The organism is Pseudomonas sp. A1230, assembly GCF_044218825.1.
Classification (GTDB): Bacteria; Pseudomonadota; Gammaproteobacteria; order Pseudomonadales; family Pseudomonadaceae; genus Aquipseudomonas; species Aquipseudomonas iridis.
In genome coordinates, this window is sequence record NZ_CP162582.1 from 4,467,736 (window position 1) to 4,490,266 (window position 22,531).

The following is a 22,531-nucleotide window of genomic DNA, read 5'->3' on the forward strand; positions in this document are numbered from 1 at the left end:
CAGGTGTTCTGGTGTACACGCAATGTGTGAACAACCGAGACCAATGTGGGAGCGGGCTGCCCGCGATAGCGATCTACCTGGCGCCGCAGAACTCAGCGCTTGGCGATGATGTAAACCGCGTGCACGATCCCCGGAATGTAACCGCACAACGTCAGCAGAATGTTCAGCCAGAACGCCCCGCCAAATCCGACCTGCAGAAAAACACCCAGTGGCGGCAACAGAATGGCGATGATGATACGAATGAAATCCATGGGTCAGCTCCTGATTGGGGGTTGGCTCACGTGAGCCATACACGCTAATGACCCGTGCCGCTCGTCAGGGTTCAGTGCTTCCGCCATTTGTTCGCCACTATCACACGCAAAAAAAACGCCCCACACCAAAAGAATCAGGCGTGGGGCGTGCGTTATACCGCGAGACGGTTCTTGAATTCGGGTAGGAAGCTTCGGCTCAGACGGCAATCCCTTTGCGGCATTGCAGTTGTGCGGTGCGCACTCGGGAGAAGGCCCGGGCCAGGCGCAGGAGCATTTCGTCGATGTTGGCCTTGCTGACCGTAAGTGCCGGGGTGAAGCGCAGGCAATCGGCTTGTGGGGCGTTGAGTATCAGGCCTTCATGCAGCGCTGCTTTGACTACGGCATCTGCTGAATCATCCGACAGGGTCAAACCCCAGAACAGCCCCTGACCGCGCAGGTCGCCGTGATCATAACGATGCGCCAGCCGTGCGAGGCCTTCACGAAGATGCTGGCCTTTGTCCCGGACCTGCTGAAGGAATGCGCGATCCTGAACGCTGTCGAGCACCACCAGCCCTGCCGCGGTCATGAGTGCATTGCCATGGTGCGTGCCGCCCAGTTCGCCCGCGTCGAAACAGCACGCTTTGCCACGCGCCAGCAGCGCCGCCAATGGCACGCCACCGCCCAAGCCTTTGCCGAGCACGACAATGTCGGCGCGCACGCCGTAGGACTGTTCGGCAAGCAAGGTGCCGCAACGGCCGATGCCGGTTTGTACTTCGTCGAGGATCAGCAGAATCCCCAGTTCGCGGCACAGGCGTTCGACACCTTTGAGATAGCGATCGGCCGCAGGGACAACCCCGGCATCGCTCTGGATCGGCTCAAGCAGGATCGCCACGGTTTGCGCGTCGACGGCGTCATGCAGCGCCGGAAGATCGTTGAAGGGCACCAGATCGAAACCCGGCAGCAGCGGTGCAAAGCGATTGTGCAGGTTGCAACTGTCTGACGCCGAGATCGTCGCCAGGCTACGGCCGTGACAGCCCTGCCTCGCCACGATGATTCGCGAGGCGCCGCCACGATGCAGTTGACCCCACTTGCGTGCCAGTTTGATCGCCGCCTCGCAGGCTTCGCTGCCGCTGTTGAGCAGGTACGCCTGATCGCTGGAGGTGCTGGCACACAGCCGTTCGGCGAGGCTGAGCATGCCGCGGTTGTGCAGATTGAACCCGGGGTTGATCAACGCCTGGGCCTGACCGGCGATGGCTTTGACTAATGCTGAAGGACTGTGGCCAAGGCTGTTGGCGCCGCCGGCCTGGGAGAAGTCGAGGTAGGCGCGATCGTTGCTGTCCCACAGCCACGACCCCTGACCCCGAACGAAAACCTGCTGCGGCCGTTCAACGCTCGGCATCAGGCGATCGCTATTCAGGCTGTCATCCGCATCGGAATGCTCGGCATCGAAGACAAGGTCATCGAGGCTTGGCGCAGGGCGCCGCAGATTGAAGAGATTCATTGGAAAAAACCTCGTCCGAGGTTTTTTGAACTGCCTATGCAAACACTGTCGCAGCAAAAGCTATTCATCGCGCGCTATGGCCCTGTAAGCCTTGTGATTGCGGTTAGACTAGGCGCACTGACGGCCTTGGGCCATTTCGATTTATCAGCATTTTCGATAAGCATTACTTATGGATTTCAAACAACTGCGTTATTTCGTCGCGGTCTACGAGGAAGGTCATGTCGGACGGGCTGCCGAACGCCTGTCGATCTCCCAACCCGCGCTGTCACAGCAGATTCGCCAGCTCGAGCAAAATCTTGACGTCACCCTGTTCGAACGCAGCAGTAAACGCCTGCTGCCGACCCTCGCCGCGCACACGTTGTACAACCACGCGCTGCCATTGCTCGACGGGCTGCAACGCGCGCGCGAAGCGCTCGGCAACTTCAAAGGCCAGGCTTTGCGCACCTTGGCGATTGGCGTGCTGCAAACCGTCCATACCAGTCTGGTGCCGCAAATGCTTGAGCGAGTGCGCAAGGCGCAACCGCATCTGGTGGTGCAAATTTATGAATTGACCGGGCTGGAGATCGAACGGCGCTTGCTTAACGGCTCGCTGGACATCGGCATCAGCTATCTGCCGCCACGTCAGCCTGGGCTGCATGGCGTGATGCTGTACGAAGATGAACTGACGCTGGTCATCCCGGCGGACCATCCGTTGCGGGAATTCAAGAAGGTTTCGATTCGCCAGGCGGCCGAATTGCCAATGCTGTTACTGGGCGAGGAGTTTCAGATCCGCCAGATCTGGCAAGCGCAATTGACCAGCCTTGGCCGTCGCCCGCAAGTGCAGGCCGAGTTGAACAATATGCTGGGGATTCTCGACAGTCTGCCGCACACCAAACTGGCGACGGTGCTGCCCGGGCACTCGCAAAAAGAGTACGACGATGAAGATCTGCTATGGAAGCCGCTGAGCGAGCCACGGGTGCCGTTGAAAGTCGGGCTGGTGTGTCGCGACGTGCAACGTCAGCAAGCTTCGCTGGCACTGCTGCAGACATTGCTGGAAGAGGTCATGGGCCGCGATGAAAAAGCGCGCAAAAGCCCGCCAGCACTGGATTCCCTGACCTGAAAACTTTTCTTCAGGCAAAAGAAAACCCCGCCGAAGCGGGGCTTTGCAGACTGTTTCCCTGACATCCATTTCACTCCGCCACCCTGGCAGAATCCTACGTGTCCGTGTTGTTGCTTTGCGCTTCCTGCGCGACGTCCATGAAATGTAGATTAGCCGTGGATCCAATCTACGCATATGGGAGAACAGCAGCACGTCATGTAAGCGATTGCTTACATGACGCTATCGGGGTCAGAACTGCGCTGCATCCAGCAGGTACAGCGACTCGCTACCGGCCTTGACCGACGCGCTCAACGAATGAATACGCGGTAGCAGACGGGCGAAGTAGAAGCGCGCGGTGCCGAGTTTGCTGGCATAGAAATCTTCCTGCGCTTCTTTGCCCAACGCGGCTTTGGCCATCAATGCCCACATGTAGGCGTAGGCCACGTAACCAAACGCCTGCAGATATTCGACCGACGCCGCGCCGATTTCGTGCGGATTGCTTTTCGCCCGATCCAGCACCCACGAAGTCAGCTCGTCGAGCGTTGTGACGGCGTCGTTCAGCGGCTTGGTGAATTCGCCGAGATCTGCACTGGCGGTCGCAGTGAAGTGGCGGATTTCGTCAGCGAACAGTTGATAGAACGCGCCGCCACTGCCGACGATCTTGCGACCCACCAGGTCCAGCGCCTGAATGCCGTTGGTGCCTTCGTAAATCTGGGTGATGCGCACGTCACGTACCAGTTGCTCCTGGCCCCACTCGCGGATGTAACCGTGGCCGCCGAAAATCTGCTGGCCGTGTACGGTAGTTTCCAGACCCAGATCGGTGAGGAACGCCTTGGCAACCGGCGTCAGCAACGCCACCAGGTCTTCCGCACGCTTGCGCGTCGTCGCGTCTTCGCTGAACTTGGCGGTGTCGAGTTGCATCGCCACGTAAGTGGAGAATGCGCGACCACCTTCGTTCGACGCTTTCATGGTCAGCAGCATGCGACGCACGTCCGGATGGACGATGATCGGGTCAGCGACCTTGTCTTTGTTTTGCGCGCCCGTCGGCGAGCGGCTTTGCAGGCGGTCGCGAGCGTATTCGACGGCGTTCTGGTAGGAGCGCTCGCCAGTGGCAAGGCCCTGGATGCCGACGCCCAGACGCTCGTAGTTCATCATGGTGAACATCGCCGCCAGGCCTTTGTTCGGCTCACCGACCAGATAACCCACCGCTTCGTCGAAGTTCATCACGCACGTCGCGGACGCCTGGATGCCCATCTTGTGTTCGATCGAACCACAGTTGGCCGGGTTGCGCGCGCCCAGGCTGCCATCTGCGTTGACCATGAACTTGGGCACGAGGAACAGCGAGATGCCTTTGGGGCCCGCTGGTGCGTCCGGCAGTTTGGCCAGCACCAGGTGAATGATGTTTTCGGTGAGATCGTGTTCACCACCGGTGATGAAGATCTTGGTGCCGCTAACCTTGTAGGAACCGTCGGCCTGAGGTTCGGCTTTGGTGCGGATGATGCCCAGGTCGGTGCCGGCGTGCGGCTCGGTCAGGCACATCGAACCGGCCCAGACGCCGGCGTACATGTTCGGCAGGTAGGCGGCTTTCAGCTCTTCGCTGGCGTGGGCGTTGATCGACAGGCACGCGCCGGCAGTCAGCATCGGGTACAGACCGAAGGACAGGCTCGCGGAGTTGACCATTTCTTCGACCTGCGCCGACACGGCTTTGGGCATGCCCATGCCGCCGTATTGCGGATCGCCACCAACGCCAACCCAACCGCCCTCGGCGTAAGTCTGATAAGCCTGTGGGAAACCGGCCGGCGTGGTGACGGCACCGTCCGCCCAGTGACAACCTTCTTCATCAGCGGCACGGCTCAGCGGCGCGATGCTTTTGCTGGTGACCTTGCCGGCCTCTTCGAGAATCGCTTCAACAGTCTCGGCGTCGACGGTCTCGGCCAGCGCCGGCAGTTGCGCCCAGAGTTTGGCGACCTCGAACACTTCATTGAGGACGAAGCGCATATCGCGCAGCGGCGCTTTGTAGTCAGCCATGGCAAACCTCGCAAGATCTAAACAGGTGATTCGTGGGAATGTATTCTCGTTGAGCCGGAGTGTACATCAACAACTTTTGTGACACATAGGGTCAACCGGTGACTGATCTGTTATTTTTAGTCATCAGAAAAATATCGCGGCCTTCGCCAGCTTCCACAGGTAAAAAGCAATCCCGTGGAGCTGCCGAAGGCTGCGATCTTTTGATCTACCTTAAAGCGCAAACATTTCGGCCGGCAGCTTCATCAAACAATCACTCCCCGCCTCAATCGCCGCACGATGCGCCGCCGTGCGTGGCAGCAACCGTTTGAAGTAAAACTCGCAAGTGGCCAATTTCCCCCGAAGATAATCCGCCTCCCCCTCGCCCGCATCCAGTTGCGCTTGCGCCACCAGCGCCATGCGCAGCCACAGATAGCCGAGGATGATGTAACCGCTGTACATCAGATAGTCCACCGACGCAGCGCCGACCTCGTCCGGGTTCTTCATCGCCGCCATTGCGACCTTCATGGTCAGATCGCCCCACTGCTGGTTGAGCTCATTGAGCTGCGTGACAAAGCTCCCCAGTTGCGGATGCCCCTCGTTCGCCGCGCAGAACTTGTGGACGATTTTGGTAAAGCCGCGCAGCAGCTTGCCTTGACTGCCGAGCACCTTGCGCCCAAGCAGATCGAGCGCCTGAATGCCGTTGGTGCCTTCGTAGATCGGCGCAATGCGGCAATCGCGCACCAACTGCTCCATGCCCCACTCGCGAATGAAACCGTGACCGCCAAAAACCTGCATGCCGAGATTGGTCACTTCCAGCCCGGAGTCGGTCATGAACGCTTTGCAGATCGGCGTGAGGAACGCCAGCAGGTCTTCGGCTTCCTGACGCGCCTCGGCATCGCTGCCTAGATGGGCGACATCGAGCAGTTGCGCGGTGAAGTAAGTCAGCGCGCGGTTGCCTTCGTTGAAGGCTTTCATGGTCAGCAGCATGCGCCGCACGTCCGGGTGGACGATGATCGGGTCGGCAGGTTTGTCCGGGGCTTTGGCGCCGGTCAGCGAACGCATCTGCAGGCGGTCGTTGGCGTATTTGATGGCGCCCTGGAAACTCGCTTCGCCCAGACACAAGCCCTGCATTCCAGTGCCGAGCCGCGCGTGGTTCATCATGGTGAACATGCAGTTCAGGCCCTTGTTCGGTTCGCCGATCAAGAAGCCTTTGGCGCTATCGAAGTTCAGCACGCAAGTGGCCGAGGCCTTGATGCCCATCTTGTGTTCGATCGAGCCGCAGGAAACGCCATTGCGCTCACCCGCCTCGCCCGACGCATCCGGGAGGAATTTTGGCACGATGAACAACGAGATGCCCTTTGTTCCCGCCGGCGCATCCGGCAGTTTGGCCAAGACCAGATGGATGATGTTTTCGCTCATGTCGTGCTCACCGGCAGAGATGAAAATCTTGCTGCCCGTGACCATGTAACTGCCGTCCGCCTGAGGCACGGCGCGGGTTTTGATGATGCCCAGATCGGTGCCGCAGTGGGCTTCGGTCAGGCACATTGTGCCGGTCCACTGGCCGGCGGTGAGTTTACTCAGGTAAGTGTCTTTCTGATCGGTGGTGCCGTGGGCATGGATTGCCGACATCGCGCCGTGAGTCAGGCCCGGGTACATGCCCCAGGACGTGTTGCTGGAGCCGACCATTTCGCTGATCACCAGCCCCAGGGAGCTTGGTAGGCCTTGACCGCCATAAACCGGATCTGCCGCCAGACCATGCCAGCCGCCCTCGACATATTGTGCGAAGGCTTGCTTAAAGCCTGTAGGCGTTGTCACCACCCCGTTGTCGAAATGGCAGCCCTCTTCGTCACCGCTGCGATTGAGCGGTGCCAGAACGTTCTCACAGAACTTCGCGCCTTCTTCGAGGATCGCGCTGATCATGTCCGGGCTGGCGTCGTGGGCGCCGAGGGCGGCGTAGTTGGTGTGGAAGTCGAAGACGTGGTCGATCAGAAAACGCATGTCGCGCAGCGGGGCTTTGTACTCGGGCATGATGGCTTCTCCGTCAGCAGGTTTCCTTGAAACTACTGCCGGCCACCACGCCCCACAATCACTGTCCAGACGCTGAATGCGCCGTCATCACTCAACCCGCAGCGGTGTCCATGCGCACCGCGCCACGGCGGTTCTGGCCGAACGCGACCACGCAGTTGCGCCCCGCACCCTTGGCACTGTAGAGCGCCTCGTCCGCGGATTTTAGAACTTGCTCGGGGTTGCGCTGCTCCACCCGCTCAGCGACGCCGATACTCACCGTCACCGACACGCTGGAAGCACCGGAACCGGCGCGACGCTGGCGACCTTGCTGATCGTCGTTCGGGCGGTTTTCCTGATTGCGCAACTGGATGCTGTAGGACGCAATCGACTCGCGAATGACTTCAAGGTGCGGCATGCACTCCTCAAGGGTTTTGCCTGCGAACACCAGGGCAAATTCCTCACCGCCATAGCGATATGCCCTACCGCCTCCGCTGATTTTGGACAGCTTGCTGGCGACCAGTCGCAGCACCTGATCACCGACATCGTGGCCGTGGGTGTCGTTGAATTTCTTGAAGTGGTCAACGTCGCTCATTGCCAGCACATAGTTGCGCCCCAAGCGCTGCATGCGTTCATTGAGCGCACGGCGGCCCGGCAAACCGGTGAGTTCGTCGCGAAAGGCCATTTGATAAGCCTCGTGCGCCACGGCGGCAGCAATCATCAACATCACTTGGCTGCACATGATGTTCAGGGTAAACGGCAGGATGAAGGTTTTCGGCAGCATCCAGAACACCCCGAGCAAACCGACCAGTTGCGCCGCATGCAGTGGACGCGGATTGCGCCAGTATTGCCAGGCCAGCAGCAGGAATGCCGAAATGAACACCGGATACGACAACTGGATCAGGCTCATCCACGCGCCGTGCAGCGCCGGCCAGCGAATTTCCGAAAGCCACATCAGCAACGCCTGTGGGTAACTTTGCTCAAGCCCCAGCGCCACACTGCCGAAGGCGAGCAACACGGCGAATCGCGCCACCATGTCCTGAAACAGGTGTGTGCGCTCCTGCCACGCAGCAAACAGACCGAACAACAGGGGCAGCAACAGGCAGACGAGATGGAAGACCACGGCGGCGTCTTCGCGCACTTTGCCGTTGTCGCGGTAAAAGTCGGTCTGGGTGTCGAGCAAAAAGTAGGCGATGTACACCGTGAGCATCAGAAACAGTTCGCGCTGGCGTCGGTAAACCGCGCAGTAAGCGCCACCTAGCAGCAGGACCAGAGTCGGCAACACGTTGAACAGGGAAGTGAAGAACACGCTGAGGTCTTTGACATACGCAGCCGCCAACCCCGCAAGCAACAACAGCAGGGAAGGTAGGAAATGGCTGAAACGTACAGCGGAAGAACGTGGCAAGGGTAAAGCTCCGACCCGTCATGGCAAAGAGATGGCATTGTGCCTGCAATGTGGCTAGTTAAGCACACAGATTGTGATCCAGATCACATGCAGTCTCTTTAACGGCCGGAAACACTGATTTCTGAGCCGTCGACCAAGGTTTTTTGCCCCCTTGGAGATGAAATCTCCTTCATGGCCATCATGCTTGATGGCCACGTAGGGAATTTCTTTCAGAAATACCCGCGGCCGGAGGAAATTCGCGCATAAAAAAACCGCTGCCCCCGAGGGAGCAGCGGTTTTTCAACAGACCGCGTTAAGGCTTAATAGCCCAGTGCGAAGTCTTCTTCTTTCATGTCCATCAGGTTATTGGCGCCCGACAGCATGGTGGCCACGTGGGTACGGGTACGCGGCAGGATGCGCTGGAAGTAGAAGCGCGCAGTTTGCAGCTTGGCGGTGTAGAACGCCGCGTCGCCCGTGCCTTCTGCCAGTTTCTCGGCAGCCAGACGCGCCATGTCGGCCCAGAAGTAGGCCAGGCAGGCATAACCGGAGTACATCAGGTAATCCACGGAGGCCGCGCCGACTTCTTCGCGATCTTTCATGGCGGCCATACCGACCTTCATGGTCAGCTCGCCCCATTCCTTGTTCAGTGCAGCCAGCGGCGTGACGAACTCTTGAACCGCTTCGTTGCCTTCGTTGGTCTGGCAGAACTTGTGGACGATCTTGGTGAAGCTTTTCAGAGCCTCGCCTTGCGTCATCAGTACTTTGCGGCCCAGCAAGTCGAGTGCCTGGATACCGGTGGTGCCTTCGTACAGCATCGAAATGCGGCTGTCGCGAACGTTCTGCTCCATGCCCCACTCGGCGATGAAGCCGTGGCCGCCGTAGATCTGCACGCCGTGGTTGGCGGATTCGAAACCGACTTCGGTCATGAACGCTTTGGCGATTGGCGTCATGAAGGCCAGCAGTGCGTCGGCCTTCTTCTTCTCTTCTTCGTCTACACCGTATTTGACGATGTCGACCTGTTTGGCAGTGAAGTACACCATCGCGCGGTTGCCTTCGGCGAATGCCTTCATGGTCAACAGCATGCGGCGTACGTCAGGGTGCACGATGATCGGGTCAGCAGCTTTTTCCGGCGCTTTCGGGCCAGTCAGGGAGCGCATTTGCAGACGATCGCGAGCGTATTTCAGGCCACCCTGGAAACCGATTTCGGCGTGGGCCAGACCTTGCAGCGCGGTCCCCAGACGTGCGGTGTTCATAAAGGTGAACATGCAGTTCAGGCCTTTGTTCGCCGGGCCGATCAGGAAACCGGTGGCGCCGTCGAAGTTCATCACGCAAGTGGCGTTGCCGTGGATGCCCATCTTGTGTTCAAGCGAACCGCAAGTCACAGCGTTGCGTGCACCGACGGTGCCATCAGCATTGGGCATGAACTTTGGAACGATGAACAGGGAGATGCCTTTGGTGCCAGCAGGCGCATCCGGCAGGCGGGCCAGTACGATGTGGACGATGTTGTCGGCCATGTCGTGTTCACCGGCCGAGATGAAGATCTTGGTGCCGGAAACTTTGTACGAACCGTCAGCCTGAGGTTCGGCCTTGGTACGCAGCATGCCCAGGTCGGTGCCGCAGTGCGGCTCGGTCAGGCACATGGTGCCGGTCCATTCGCCCGAAACCAGTTTGGTCAGGTAAGCACTTTGCTGCTCAGGGGTGCCGTGCTCGGAGATGGTGTTCATCGCGCCGTGCGACAGGCCTGGGTACATGCCCCACGACCAGTTGGCTTCGCCAACCATTTCGCTGACGGCCAGACCCAGCGACTCAGGCAGACCCTGACCACCGTGCTCGACGTCGTGCGCCAGGCTTGGCCAGCCGCCTTCGACGAATTGCTTGTAAGCCTCTTTGAAGCCAGTCGGGGTTTTAACGCCGGACTCGCTCCAGGTGCAACCTTCGATGTCGCCCACGCGGTTCAGCGGCGCCAGTACCTGCTCACAAAACTTGGCGCCTTCTTCGAGAATGGCATCAACCATGTCCGGAGTTGCGTCTGCGCAAGCCGGAAGGCTCTGATAGTGCGCTTCGTAGCCGAGCAGTTCGTCACGAACGAAGCGAATATCACGCAAGGGGGCCTTGTAGTCAGGCATAGCGATAAACCTCTGCTGATGTAACCGGGAATGAACGACCGTGTTGATTTGTTGTGACGGTCAAACAGTTGTTTGAAACATACGTTTACGCCGAAATCTTGTCAAGCGTCGATCATTTGCCGTTCGTCTTCATATCTTCCAAACGCCGGACACAGCAAACCGCCATCGACTCGATCGAGTCATGGGCGATAAAAAGAAGATTAGTTGAGCGAGAAGGACTTACAACGAAAAACGCCGCGACAATGCGCGGCGTTCAGCGTGCTGGAAGCTATGAAAATCAGGCGAATGTATCGATGATCGTACCGAGCACTTCGTCGGATGCCTTGACGACTTTCACGCCCAGCTCAGCTTGGTATTTGCCCTGAGACATCTCGACGATGTTGCTTGCCAGATCAGACTGCTGCGCACGATCCAGACCACGCAGGCGATCGACCTGTACTTCGGAAGACTGGCTGGTGACCGAACGCTCAATGGTGTTGTTGGCGATCTGGCCGGCCGCCTGATCGACGCGATTCTGCCCGGTCTGAATCGAGCTCAAACCCGCATAAAAAGCTGTGTTACCGGAGATTTCCATAACTGGTCTCATCCTTGGGAAGGATCAATAGTCGCCATTGAACCAGAGGCGCCAGAAAAACACCCGTCAAAAACACTAATGGCACAGTGCCTGCCCATAGGCAAAACCTTAGTCGAGCAAGTCCAACTGCAAATGCTCAGCTACCGCTTCAGCGCTCAACGCCTTGAGCTTGGGCACTCGCCCAAGACACGGTGCGGGAATCCGCTCGGCGAGCGTCGCCAGATTCTCCTCCAGCCGCGAAGTCTTCGGATCGATGATATTCGCCACCCACCCCGCCAGTTGCAGGCCATCTCGGGCAATCGCCTCGGCTGTCAGCAACGCATGGCTGATGCAACCCAGCCGCACACCCACCACCAGAATCACCGGCAGCTTCAACGCCATCGCCAAATCCGAGAGATTGTCCTGATCCGCCAACGGCACCCGCCAGCCACCCGCGCCCTCTATCAGGGTGAAATCGGCATTCATCGCCAGAATCTCGCGCATCGGCGTCAGCAGCGATTGCACCGTCAGCGCGACACCGGCCTCGCGAGCCGCCAGATGCGGAGCAATAGCCGGCTCGAACGCTATCGGATTGACCTGTTGATAACTCAGCGGCAACGAACACTCGGCCAGTAAGGCCAAGGCATCCGAGTTGCGCAAACCCTTGGGCGTGACTTCGCACCCGGAGGCAACCGGCTTACCCGCCGCGGTGCTCAACCCTGCCGAACGCGCCGCATGCAGCAATCCGGCGGCGACCGTTGTCTTGCCAACGTCGGTGTCAGTTCCGGTGATGAAATAGGCTGCGCTCATACGGGTTTCTCCAACACGGCGTAGACCACCTGATAAGTCGCCGGCAAGCCCGACGCCTGACGAAACTGCTCGTAAGCCTCGACCAGACCAAGAATCCGCGCCCGCCCGGTCAATCCACCCGGGCGACCAGGATTCAGATTGTGCGCCCCCAGAGCCTTCAGCTCATGGGTCAAACTGCGCACATCCGGGTAATGCAGCACATGCGCCTGATTCTCCAGACTCACCGTGCGCAGGCCACTGGCCGCACACAACTGTTCATATCGCGCGAACTCGCGGAAGCGATTCACATGCACCAGACCATCGACCTGACGCCAGCTATCGCGCAACTCAAACAATGTCCCTACACAAAGACTAGCAAACGCGAAAATTCCGCCGGGTTTCAGCACACGGAAAGCTTCACTGAGCACCGCATCAAAATTCCCACACCACTGCACCGCAAGGCTGGAGAAGATCAGATCGCAGGTTGAATCGCGTAACGGCAGACGTTCCGCGTCACCGGCGATGAAATGCTCGGCACCACCCAACGGACGCGCGTGATCAAGCATGCCCTCGGCAATGTCCAGCGCCAGCCCCTGGCCATGGGCAAAACGCCCGGCCAATGCACGACTGAAATACCCGGTGCCGCAGCCCAGATCCAGCCAGCGCGACGGCACGAAATCCGCAGGCAAGCGCTGCAGCAACTGTGTACCGACATCACGTTGCAACTCGGCGACACTGTCGTAACTGGCCGCCGCGCGGGAGAAAGAGGCCGCGACCTGACGCTTGTCAGGCAAGCCGCCGGGCAGCGCCACATGGGACAAATCAGTCATCACCGCACTCATGTAAAAAAGCCTGGATCGCACCCGCCACTCCATGGGGGTCTTCCAGAAGAAACGCATGACTGGCCTGTTCGATCAGACCAATTTCAATATCCGGCAACAGGGCGAACAATTCGCCCGCCGCCTCTGCCGGCACCAATCCGTCCTGCCCGGCGAACAGATGCAACTGCGGGCCACGAAACGCCTGCAACGCTTCGCGCGTATCCAGTTGCGCGAGCAATTCCAGCCCGGCCATCAGTGCCGCCGACGAAGTGTTCGGTGCGCCGCCGAGCATCAGCCGCGACAAGCCGCGCGGGTCTTGCGCGCCTTGAGCACACAGCAGCGAGAAACGTTTGAGGGTCAAACGTGGGTCAGCAGCGCAACCGGCAAGAAACGCATCGAAGGTCTCGCCGGGCATCGCACTCGGCCATTGTTCATGAGCAACAAAGGAAGGATTGCTCGCCAGCGTCAGCAAGCCGTAACATCTGTCGCCGCGACGCGCCGCCAGTTCGGACGCGAGCATCCCGCCGAGCGACCAGCCGCCAAGCCACACGTCTTGAGGAATGCGCTCATCGAGGTCATCGAGCCAGTCTTGCAGGTCGCAGGAGTCGAGTTCCGGCAACGGCTCGACCTCGACATGCAGATGTTCGTCGAGTCCTTGGAGCGCAGCGGCCAAAGGCTCCATCGGCGAAACACCGAGGCCCCAGCCGGGCAGCAGAATCAGGCGATCACGCATGGCTTGGCTCCGACGACAGTTGGGCAAAGCAATCAGCCAGTCCTTCTAACAATAGCTGCACCTGCGCCTCGCTGTGGGCGGCGGTCAGGGTTACGCGCAGACGTGCACTGCCAGCGGGCACGGTCGGCGGACGGATCGCGGTGACCATCAAGCCACGTTCGCGCAACATCTGCGACAGGCGCACCGCGCGGCCGGCATCGCCGATCATGATTGGCTGGATCGGGGTAAAGCTGTCCATCAACTCCAGGCCGATCTGTTCGGCACCGCGACGGAACTGGCGGATCAGCGTCTGCAAATGCTCTCGACGCCAGTGTTCACTGCGCAGCAGCTCGATACTTTTCAACGTCGCACAGGCCAGCGCCGGCGGTTGACTGGTGGTGTAGATGTACGGACGCGCGAACTGGATCAGGCTTTCGATCAACTCTTCGCTGCCAGCGACGAACGCGCCCGCCGTGCCGAAGGCTTTGCCGAGCGTGCCGACCAGCACGGGGACGTCGTCCTGACTCAAGCCGAAATGCTCGACGATACCGCCGCCATTAGCGCCCAACGGGCCGAAACCATGGGCATCGTCGACCATCAGCCACGCGCCTTTGGACTTGGCCTCACGGGCCAGCGCCGGCAGATCGGCAAGGTCGCCGTCCATGCTGAACACGCCATCGGTAACCACCAACGTATTGCCGGTGGCTTTCTCTAGTCGCTTGGCCAGACTTACCGCGTCGTTATGCAGATAACGATTGAAGCGCGCGCCGGACAACAGCCCCGCATCCAGCAACGAGGCGTGATTGAGCCGGTCTTCCAGCACCGTATCGCCCTGCCCGACCAGCGCGGTGACCGCACCGAGATTGGCCATGTAGCCGGTGGTAAACAGCAGCGCACGCGGCCGACCGGTGAGATCAGCCAGTGCTTCTTCCAGTGCGTGATGCGGGCCGCTGTGGCCGATCACCAGATGCGACGCCCCGCCGCCCACGCCCCAACGCTTGGCACCGGCGCGCCAGGCTTCGATCACCTGCGGGTGATTGGCCAGGCCCAGATAGTCGTTGTTACAGAACGCCAGCAATGGCTGGCCGTCGACCACCACCTCAGGCCCTTGCGGGCTTTCCAGCAGCGGTCGCTGGCGGTAGAGATTTTCGGCACGTCGGGCAGCAAGGCGTGCGGCGAGATCGAAAGACATGCAGGCCTCGATTTTCAAATAGACAGATCCCCTGTGGGAGCAAGCCTGAACGCGAAAGCGTCAGTCCAGTCGACATCACTGTTGAATATTCGACGGCATTCGCGAGCAGGCTCGCTCCCACAGGGGTTTGCATTCCTTCAGAGGAGTGCGCGCAAATCTTTACACCGCGGCGTTGTAGAACTGCTCGGTACTCTTCTGCTCCACCAACGCCTGTTCGATCGCGGCCTGATGCACTTCGTCGGAGTGCTCTTCGCGGGCTTCCGGCGCAATGCCCAGACGTGCAAACAGTTGCATGTCCTTGTCCGCTTGCGGGTTGGCAGTGGTCAGCAACTTGTCGCCGTAGAAAATCGAGTTGGCGCCCGCGAAGAACGCCAGGGCCTGCATCTGCTCGTTCATCGCTTCACGCCCGGCCGACAGCCGCACGTGGGATTGCGGCATCAGGATGCGCGCCACGGCGAGCATGCGGATGAAGTCGAACGGATCGATGTCCTCGGCGTTTTCCAGTGGCGTGCCGGCGACTTTCACCAGCATGTTGATCGGTACCGACTCCGGATGCTCGGGCAGGTTAGCCAACTGGATCAGCAGATTGGCGCGGTCATCCAGCGACTCGCCCATGCCCAGAATGCCGCCGGAACAGATCTTCATCCCCGACTCACGCACGTAGGCCAGCGTTTGCAGGCGCTCGCTGTACGTGCGGGTGGTGATGATGCTGCCGTAGAACTCAGGCGAGGTGTCGAGGTTGTGGTTGTAGTAATCGAGCCCGGCCTTGGCCAGCGCTTCGGTCTGATCCTGATCGAGACGACCGAGGGTCATGCAGGTTTCCAGGCCCATGGCTTTGACGCCTTCGACCATTTTCAATACGTAGGGCATGTCCTTGGCCGACGGATGCTTCCACGCCGCCCCCATGCAGAAACGCGTCGAGCCGATGGCTTTGGCGCGGGCAGCCTCTTCGAGGACTTTCTGCACTTCCATCAGCTTTTCTTTTTCCAGGCCGGTGTTGTAGTGACCGGACTGCGGACAATATTTGCAATCTTCCGGGCAGGCGCCGGTTTTGATCGACAGCAGCGTGGAGACTTGAACGCGGTTGGCGTTGAAATGCGCGCGGTGCACCGTCTGCGCCTGGAACAGCAAGTCGTTGAATGGCTGTACGAAGAGGGCTCTGACTTCGGCCAATGACCAGTCGTGACGCAGGGTGGCAGTGGTGCTCGCGCTCATGGGTATTTCCTTGGTTATGCTTGGCTGGCGGCTGCGGGAACGGAATACCCACAGGCGCTACACGGATGTTCGGCATATTTAAGGAAGTGTCATGCGCTGTCAACCACAAGACAAAGATCAGGTTTACATCTGTTTAAAAAACGTACAAATCTGCTTATTGTGCGATGAGCCAGCAGAAGCAGAAATGCCAATCTGCGTCGCTTGCGAAGCCGAGATGCCATGGCTGGGCGAGCACTGCCAGACCTGCGCATTGCCGCTGCCCGAGGCCGGCCTGACCTGCGACGGGTGCCTGCTAGAGCCTCCGGCGTACGAACAGGTCGCCGTGCCATGGCGCTACGATTTCCCGGTGGACAGTTTGATTACCCGCTTTAAACACAACGCGAAATGGCCGTTTGGTCATCTGCTCGCCGACGTTCTCAGCCAATACCTGCAACATCGCTTCGATGAAGACTTGCCGCGCCCCGACGCGTTGTTGCCGGTGCCATTGGCCGCTAAACGTCTGCGTCAACGCGGATTCAACCAGGCAGCGATGTTGGCGCGCTGGTTGAGTCGGCAACTGGATTTGCCCTGCGAGGAGAATGTTGTGCACAGGATTCAGGACACCAGCGCCCAGCAGGATCTTGATGCCAAGGCGCGCAAGCGCAACCTGCGCAATGCCTTTGCCCTGACGTCAGATGCGAACGTAAAGGGTCGGCATCTGGCGTTGGTTGATGATGTTTTGACCACCGGCGCAACGGCCCAGGCCCTTGCACGACTGTTAATGAATGCGGGAGCGGCAAGGGTCGACGTGTATTGCCTGGCGCGCACGCCAAAACCCGGCTCCTGAGGTCAGCGCAATCTCCTGTAGGAGCTGCGGCACGCTGCGATCTTTTGATCCTGATCTTTAAAATCAAAAGATCGCAGCGTGCCGCAGCTCCTACATCGATATTGCGCAGTGACGAATAGCAGGGCGCCCCCCACGGACAGGTTCTGCACACGGCTTGACTCGCGCGCCACAAGCCGCCAACTTCACATTCCACCGCCACAGCAAAAAAGCACCCATTCATGTCCATGCCTTCCCTGCTCTCCCAGCACATTGTCCGTCGTCCGCAGCGCATTGCCCTGCTGCAACACATCGCCGAACAGGGCTCGATCACCCGTGCAGCGAAAAGTGCAGGGCTGAGCTACAAAGCGGCGTGGGACGCCATCGATGAGCTGAACAACCTGTCGCAAAAGCCGCTGGTCGAGCGTGCCGTCGGCGGCAAGGGCGGCGGCGGCGCCAAACTGTCCAGCGAAGGTCAACGGGTGCTGCGCCTCTATCAAAAGCTGCAAGCCTTGCAAGCGCAGGTACTGGAAGCCGCCGAAGACGCCAGCGACCTCGACCTGCTCGGTCGCTTGATGCTACGCACCAGCGCTCGCAACCAGTTGCACGGCAAAGTCGTGGCGATCAACGCGCAGGGGCGCAATGACCTGATTCGTCTGGAGCTGGCCGAAGGCTTGTGCCTCGACGCACAAATCACCCACGACAGCACTGTGCATCTGGAGCTGCAAACCGGTTCGCAAGTGGTGGCCCTGATCAAGGCCGGCTGGCTCGAATTGCTGGCCAGCGATCAGCCGGCAACGCCTGGGCACAATCATCTGGAGGGCACCATCGAAGCGATTCTCGACGCCGACGACGGCCCCAGCGAAGTGCGGATTTCCCTACCCAACGGCCACACCCTTTGCGCGCTGGCCGAACCGCAGGACTTGCGCAGCCGTGGGCTGGCAGTGGGGCAACCCGTGCATGTGCAGTTTTCGCCGTCCAATGTGCTGATCGGCACGTCACTTTAATCGCGGCCTGCAACGAAAGCGTCATCGACGCTCATTAAGGTGACTGCCAAAACCAAGCAGGAAGCCTGATGTGAGCCTACTAGAAGAAAACCAATCGACTGATCTGGAAAAAATGGTCGGCCTCAGCCGTCGCGGTTTCATCGGCGCCGGCGCTCTGTGTGGCGCAGCGATGTTCCTGGGCGGTAGCCTCCTGAGCCGCAGCGCGCTGGCCACTGGCGTCAGTGCTGGCAACAGCCGTCTGCTGGGCTTCGAAAGCATTCCGGCGGCAACCACTGATGTCATCAGCCTGCCCAAAGGCTACAAATCTTCAGTACTGATCAGTTGGGGCCAGCCACTGCAAGAGAATGGCCCGGCGTTCGACCCGAGTGGCAATGGCACCGCGGCCGCACAGGAAGTGCAGTTCGGTGACAACAACGACGGCATGAGCCTGTTCGCCTTCCCGGACGACAGAAACCGCGCGTTGATGGCGATCAACAACGAATACACCAACTACCGTTACCTCTACCCGCACGGCGGCATGCCGCAATCGGCCGAAGACGTGCGCAAGGCCCTGGCGTGCGAAGGCGTTTCGGTGATCGAGGTGCAGCGCAAGAACGGCCAGTGGCAATTCGTTCAGGGCTCGCGTTACAACCGACGCATCCATGGCAACACGCCGCTGCGCATCGCCGGCCCGGCGGCCGGTCACGACCTGATGAAAACCGCCGCCGACAAACACGGCAAAAAGGTCCTCGGTACCTTCCAGAACTGCGCCAACGGGAAAACGCCGTGGGGCACTTACCTGACCTGCGAAGAGAACTTCACCGACGTCTTCGGCAGCAGCAACGCCCAGCAGCAGTTCGACGCGGCGCAAAAGCGCTACGGCGTCTCGGCCGCCAGCCGCGAGATCAACTGGCACCCGCACGACCCGCGCTTCGACATGGCGAAGAACCCCAACGAACTCAACCGTCACGGCTGGGTGGTCGAGATCGACCCGTTCGATCCGCAATCGACCCCGGTCAAACGCACGGCGCTGGGCCGCTTCAAACATGAAAACGCCGCACTGGCCGAGACCAACGACGGTCGCGCCGTGGTGTACATGGGCGACGATGAGCGTGGCGAGTTCATCTACAAATTCGTCAGCCGCGACCGCATCAACCACCGCAACGCCAAAGCCAACCGCGACATCCTTGATCACGGCACCCTGTACGTCGCCAAGTTCGATAACGGCGACAGCAACCCGGATCACCCGAAAGGCCAGGGCCAATGGATCGAACTGACCCACGGCAAAAACGGCATCGATGCCAGCAGCGGCTTTGCCGATCAGGCTGAAGTGCTGATCCACGCCCGCCTCGCCGCCAGTGTGGTCGGCGCCACGCGCATGGACCGCCCGGAATGGATCGTGGTCAGCCCGAAGGACGGCCAGGTTTATTGCACCCTGACCAACAACGCCAAGCGCGGCGAAGACGGGCAACCGGTGGGCGGGCCGAACCCGCGCGAGAAGAACGTCTACGGGCAGATTCTGCGCTGGCGCACCGACCGCGATGATCATGCGTCGAAGACCTTCTCGTGGGATCTGTTCGTGGTCGCCGGCAACCCGGGCGTGCACGCCGGCACGTCAAAGGCCGGCTCGAAAAACATCACCCCGCAGAACATGTTCAACAGCCCCGATGGCTTGGGTTTCGACAAGGCCGGACGCTTGTGGATTCTGACTGACGGCGACTCGAGCAACGCCGGGGACTTTGCCGGGATGGGCAATAACCAGATGCTCTGCGCTGACCCCAAGACCGGCGAGATTCGCCGCTTCATGGTCGGGCCGATTGGTTGTGAAGTCACCGGGATCAGCTTCTCGCCGGATCAGAAGACATTGTTTGTCGGGATTCAGCATCCGGGGGAGAACGGCGGTTCGACCTTCCCTGAGCATCTGCCGAATGGCAAGCCACGGTCTTCGGTGATGGCGATTACCCGTGAGGATGGCGGGGTCGTCGGCGCCTGACAAATCGCTTTCGCGAGCAGGCTCGCTCCCACAGGGGATCGCATCCCGAATGTGGGAGCGAGCTTGCTCGCGAAGAGGCCCGACCAGACACCAACCAACTCCCCCGCCGCCATCTGCGCTACCATGCTGGGCCGGACGCGGCAGCCTGCTGCGCGCAGGAGTCAGCATGGCCCATCCGTTTGAAACCCTCACACCCGACCTCGTACTCGATGCCGTAGAAAGCATCGGGTTCCTGAGCGATGCGCGCATTTTGGCGCTCAACAGCTACGAAAACCGCGTCTATCAGGTCGGCATCGAAGACTCCGAACCGCTGATCGCCAAGTTCTACCGACCGCAACGCTGGACTAACGAGGCCATCCTCGAAGAACACAAGTTCACCTTCGAACTGGCCGACGTCGAGATCCCGGTGGTCGCGCCGATGATCCACAACGGCGAAACCCTGCACGAACATGCCGGTTTCCGCTTCACCCTGTTCCCGCGTCGCGGCGGCCGTGCGCCGGAGCCGGGCAATCTTGATCAGTTGTACCGACTCGGTCAGTTGCTCGGGCGCATTCACGCGGTCGGCGCGACCAAGCCGTTCGAACATCGCGAAGCCCTCGCCGTGCAGAACTTCGGCCATGCCTCGCTGACCACGCTGCTCGAAGGCAACTTCATCCCCAAGAGCCTGCTGCCAGCTTACGAATCGGTAGCGCGCGATCTTCTCAAGCGTGTGGAAGACGTCTACGCCAACACGCCGCATCAGAACATCCGCATGCACGGCGACTGCCACCCCGGCAACATGATGTGCCGCGACGAGATGTTCCACATCGTCGACCTCGACGACTGCCGCATGGGTCCGGCGGTGCAGGACATCTGGATGATGCTTGCCGGTGATCGGCAGGAATGCCTGGGGCAATTGTCGGAATTGATGGACGGCTACAACGAGTTTCACGATTTCGACCCGCGCGAGTTGGCACTGATCGAACCGCTGCGCGCGTTGCGCCTGATGCATTACAGCGCCTGGTTGGCGCGGCGTTGGGATGACCCGGCGTTCCCGCACAGTTTTCCGTGGTTTGGTACGGAACGTTATTGGGGCGATCAGGTGTTGGCATTGCGTGAACAGTTGTCGGCGCTCAATGAAGAACCGCTGAAACTCTTCTGATTCACCAAATCCATGTGGGAGCGAGCCTGCTCGCGAATACGGACTGACATTCAACACTGATGTTGACTGAAACGACGCCTTCGCGAGCAGGCTCGCTCCCACAATTGTCCGCTGTTCACAATTTCCCGACCATTGCGCTACGGCATTCGTAGAAAAATCTCCTTACAATCCCCTCCTTTGTTAGCTGCCTAAGCAAGGATTCTGCATGCAAGCTGCCAACCCGCGCCGCGGGTACATCCTGGGCCTGAGTGCCTACATCATCTGGGGCCTGTTCCCGATCTATTTCAAAGCCATCGCTGAAGTACCAGCGGTCGAGATCATCATCCATCGGGTGTTGTGGTCGGCGCTGTTCGGCGCGCTGCTGCTGATGGTCTGGAAGCACCCAGGCTGGTTGCGCGAATTGCTCGACAACCCGAAACGTCTGGCGATTCTGGCGCTGAGCGGCACGTTGATCGCGGCCAACTGGCTGACCTATGTGTGGTCGGTCAACAACGGGCGCATGCTCGAAGCGAGCCTCGGTTACTACATCAATCCGCTGATCAACGTGCTGCTGGGGATGGTGATTCTTGGCGAACGGCTGCGGCGCATGCAATGGATCGCCGTGGGGCTGGCGGCGATTGGCGTGGCGCAGCAGGTGTGGCAAGTCGGCAGTCTGCCGTGGGTATCGCTGGTGCTGGCGCTGACGTTCGGTTTCTACGGTTTGATCCGCAAACAGGCGCCGGTCAAGGCATTGCCCGGACTGGTGGTGGAAACCTGGATGCTGGTGCCGATTGCCATCGCATGGCTGCTGTTCAATCAAACTGCGACCAGTGTTCAACCCGAGTTCTGGACGACTTCGCAAGCGTGGTGGCTAGTCGCAGCAGGCCCGGTGACATTGATTCCGCTGGTGTGTTTCAACGCAGCAACCCGGCATTTGCCCTACACCACGATCGGCTTCCTGCAATACATCGCGCCCACGCTGGTGTTGTTGCAAGCGGTGCTGTTGTTCGGTGAACACATGTCGTCGAGCACGTTGATCGCTTTTGCCTTTATATGGGCCGGCCTTGCCGTTTACAGCGTCGATGCGTGGATAAGTTTGCGCCGACGCAGCTGATCAAAAAACGCACAAACAGCTACAGGCCACGTTGCTCGCGGCCCTTAGCGTTCCTTCCCAAGGTTATCCACAGCGTGATCCCCGCCGTTTGTGCGCAAGTCACTGAATGCTGGCGGTTTTTTGATCAACTCTCGCAGAGCCACAGTGGACGTGGCCTGGAGAGCAGTCTCTACAGGTTATCCACAGGCAGGTGCACGTTTAAACTGGATAACCCAAAGCGTTAAACCTCTGTGCGTAACACCAGATCCACCATCAGGTCGTCCGCCAGGGTTTCCAGGCGCGATTGCAGGACATCCAGCGACAACGTCAACGGCACCGCCAGAATCGCTTCGGCGTGAAACAGCGGCTCGCTGCTCATCGGTGCCGGGCGCACTTCGGTCACCAGCCGCTCCAGGTTGACGCCCTGCTCGCTCAGCAGGCGGGTGATGTCGCGCACTATCCCCGGGCGGTCATTGCCCACCAGTTCCATCGCGATCGGTTTCCAGGTGCAGGATTGCTCGATACCGCTTTCGGCGATCAGCACGCGAATGCCATGAGTCGACAGTGCTTGTAGGGAATCGACTAATTCGTCGTAAGCCTCCGCCGGCACACCCACCCGCAGAATCCCGGCGAACTGTCCGGCCATTCGCGACATACGACTTTCCAGCCAGTTACCGCCATGCTCGGCGATGCATTGGGCGATGCGCTCGACCTGCCCGGGTTTGTCCGGGGCGAAAACAGTGAGTACGAGATGGTCCATGGCGCAGCCCTCTTGTCATGACTTTTGTTATGGAAGGGCAAGTATAGGCAAGCAGGACTTGTGCGTCGTAGCGACTGCTCTCTTCGCGGGCAAGCCCGCTCCCACAGGGGAATGCGCCGGCCATATGGGCCCCGTCCGATCTGACGCGAAGATAAATCGTGTACA

At 59.9% G+C, this 22,531-nt stretch carries 19 protein-coding genes; 6 read left to right on the plus strand and 13 right to left on the minus strand.

What is annotated here, in order from left to right:
- Positions 1 to 92: 92 nt before the first annotated feature.
- Positions 93 to 251 (minus strand): YqaE/Pmp3 family membrane protein, encoded by a 159-nt coding sequence (locus AB4P97_RS20985; RefSeq protein WP_003228885.1) that lies wholly within the window; start codon positions 249 to 251, stop codon positions 93 to 95.
- Between the two features lie 196 nt (positions 252 to 447).
- Complete coding sequence (locus AB4P97_RS20990) at positions 448 to 1,731, minus strand: aspartate aminotransferase family protein (RefSeq protein ID WP_395601557.1); 1,284 nt, start codon at positions 1,729 to 1,731, stop codon at positions 448 to 450.
- 169 nt (positions 1,732 to 1,900) lie between these two features.
- On the opposite strand from AB4P97_RS20990, the gene AB4P97_RS20995 reads away from it, so the two are divergent.
- Positions 1,901 to 2,830 carry a LysR family transcriptional regulator gene (locus AB4P97_RS20995; protein WP_042561410.1) on the plus strand — a complete coding sequence of 310 codons (930 nt, stop codon included), beginning with the start codon at positions 1,901 to 1,903 and terminating at the stop codon, positions 2,828 to 2,830.
- Positions 2,831 to 3,058: 228 nt separating this feature from the next.
- On the opposite strand, the gene AB4P97_RS21000 is transcribed toward AB4P97_RS20995, so the two are convergent.
- The 10 genes from AB4P97_RS21000 to bioB all read right to left on the minus strand — a co-directional run bounded on the left by AB4P97_RS21000 (position 3,059) and on the right by bioB (position 15,612).
- Positions 3,059 to 4,837 carry an acyl-CoA dehydrogenase C-terminal domain-containing protein gene (locus AB4P97_RS21000; RefSeq protein WP_042561411.1) on the minus strand — a complete coding sequence of 593 codons (1,779 nt, stop codon included), beginning with the start codon at positions 4,835 to 4,837 and terminating at the stop codon, positions 3,059 to 3,061.
- Between the two features lie 210 nt (positions 4,838 to 5,047).
- Positions 5,048 to 6,844: an acyl-CoA dehydrogenase C-terminal domain-containing protein gene (locus AB4P97_RS21005; protein WP_395601558.1), complete on the minus strand. Its 1,797-nt coding sequence runs from the start codon at positions 6,842 to 6,844 to the stop codon at positions 5,048 to 5,050.
- Positions 6,845 to 6,935: 91 nt separating this feature from the next.
- On the minus strand, positions 6,936 to 8,225 hold the full coding sequence (locus tag AB4P97_RS21010) for a GGDEF domain-containing protein (protein ID WP_042561413.1): 1,290 nt from the start codon (positions 8,223 to 8,225) through the stop codon (positions 6,936 to 6,938).
- A gap of 299 nt (positions 8,226 to 8,524) precedes the next feature.
- Positions 8,525 to 10,330 (minus strand): phenylacyl-CoA dehydrogenase, encoded by a 1,806-nt coding sequence (locus tag AB4P97_RS21015; RefSeq protein ID WP_042561414.1) that lies wholly within the window; start codon positions 10,328 to 10,330, stop codon positions 8,525 to 8,527.
- A gap of 277 nt (positions 10,331 to 10,607) precedes the next feature.
- Positions 10,608 to 10,904, minus strand: coding sequence for a pyrroloquinoline quinone biosynthesis protein PqqE (locus AB4P97_RS21020; protein ID WP_115147171.1), 297 nt, complete (start codon positions 10,902 to 10,904; stop codon positions 10,608 to 10,610).
- 108 nt (positions 10,905 to 11,012) lie between these two features.
- Entirely contained in the window at positions 11,013 to 11,693 is a 681-nt protein-coding gene (bioD, locus tag AB4P97_RS21025) for a dethiobiotin synthase (RefSeq protein ID WP_042561416.1), read from the minus strand.
- Positions 11,690 to 12,502 carry a malonyl-ACP O-methyltransferase BioC gene (bioC, locus tag AB4P97_RS21030; protein WP_273877164.1) on the minus strand — a complete coding sequence of 271 codons (813 nt, stop codon included), beginning with the start codon at positions 12,500 to 12,502 and terminating at the stop codon, positions 11,690 to 11,692. The genes bioD and bioC overlap by 4 nt, the downstream gene beginning before the upstream one ends.
- Positions 12,495 to 13,226 (minus strand): alpha/beta fold hydrolase, encoded by a 732-nt coding sequence (locus tag AB4P97_RS21035; protein WP_395601559.1) that lies wholly within the window; start codon positions 13,224 to 13,226, stop codon positions 12,495 to 12,497. The genes bioC and AB4P97_RS21035 overlap by 8 nt, the downstream gene beginning before the upstream one ends.
- Complete coding sequence (gene bioF / locus AB4P97_RS21040) at positions 13,219 to 14,397, minus strand: 8-amino-7-oxononanoate synthase (protein ID WP_047303801.1); 1,179 nt, start codon at positions 14,395 to 14,397, stop codon at positions 13,219 to 13,221. Before bioF ends, AB4P97_RS21035 begins: the two co-directional genes overlap by 8 nt.
- A 159-nt stretch (positions 14,398 to 14,556) precedes the next feature.
- A complete protein-coding gene (gene bioB / locus AB4P97_RS21045) occupies positions 14,557 to 15,612 on the minus strand; it encodes a biotin synthase BioB (protein WP_047303803.1) in 1,056 nt (351 codons plus the stop codon).
- 91 nt (positions 15,613 to 15,703) lie between these two features.
- Between bioB and AB4P97_RS21050 the strand changes: the two genes are divergently transcribed.
- From AB4P97_RS21050 to rarD, 5 genes are all read left to right on the plus strand, one after another.
- Positions 15,704 to 16,438, plus strand: a complete 735-nt coding sequence (locus tag AB4P97_RS21050) for a ComF family protein (RefSeq protein WP_395601560.1) — start codon at positions 15,704 to 15,706, stop codon at positions 16,436 to 16,438.
- Between the two features lie 218 nt (positions 16,439 to 16,656).
- Complete coding sequence (locus AB4P97_RS21055) at positions 16,657 to 17,421, plus strand: TOBE domain-containing protein (protein ID WP_261736664.1); 765 nt, start codon at positions 16,657 to 16,659, stop codon at positions 17,419 to 17,421.
- 70 nt (positions 17,422 to 17,491) lie between these two features.
- Positions 17,492 to 19,393 carry a PhoX family protein gene (locus AB4P97_RS21060; protein WP_395601561.1) on the plus strand — a complete coding sequence of 634 codons (1,902 nt, stop codon included), beginning with the start codon at positions 17,492 to 17,494 and terminating at the stop codon, positions 19,391 to 19,393.
- 166 nt (positions 19,394 to 19,559) lie between these two features.
- Positions 19,560 to 20,534: a serine/threonine protein kinase gene (locus AB4P97_RS21065; protein WP_042561424.1), complete on the plus strand. Its 975-nt coding sequence runs from the start codon at positions 19,560 to 19,562 to the stop codon at positions 20,532 to 20,534.
- A 205-nt stretch (positions 20,535 to 20,739) separates the two neighbouring features.
- Positions 20,740 to 21,627 carry an EamA family transporter RarD gene (rarD, locus tag AB4P97_RS21070; protein WP_042561425.1) on the plus strand — a complete coding sequence of 296 codons (888 nt, stop codon included), beginning with the start codon at positions 20,740 to 20,742 and terminating at the stop codon, positions 21,625 to 21,627.
- A gap of 220 nt (positions 21,628 to 21,847) precedes the next feature.
- Here rarD and AB4P97_RS21075 read toward each other — a convergent pair whose 3' ends face one another.
- A complete protein-coding gene (locus AB4P97_RS21075) occupies positions 21,848 to 22,366 on the minus strand; it encodes a glycine cleavage system protein R (protein ID WP_042561426.1) in 519 nt (172 codons plus the stop codon).
- Positions 22,367 to 22,531: the final 165 nt, after the last annotated feature.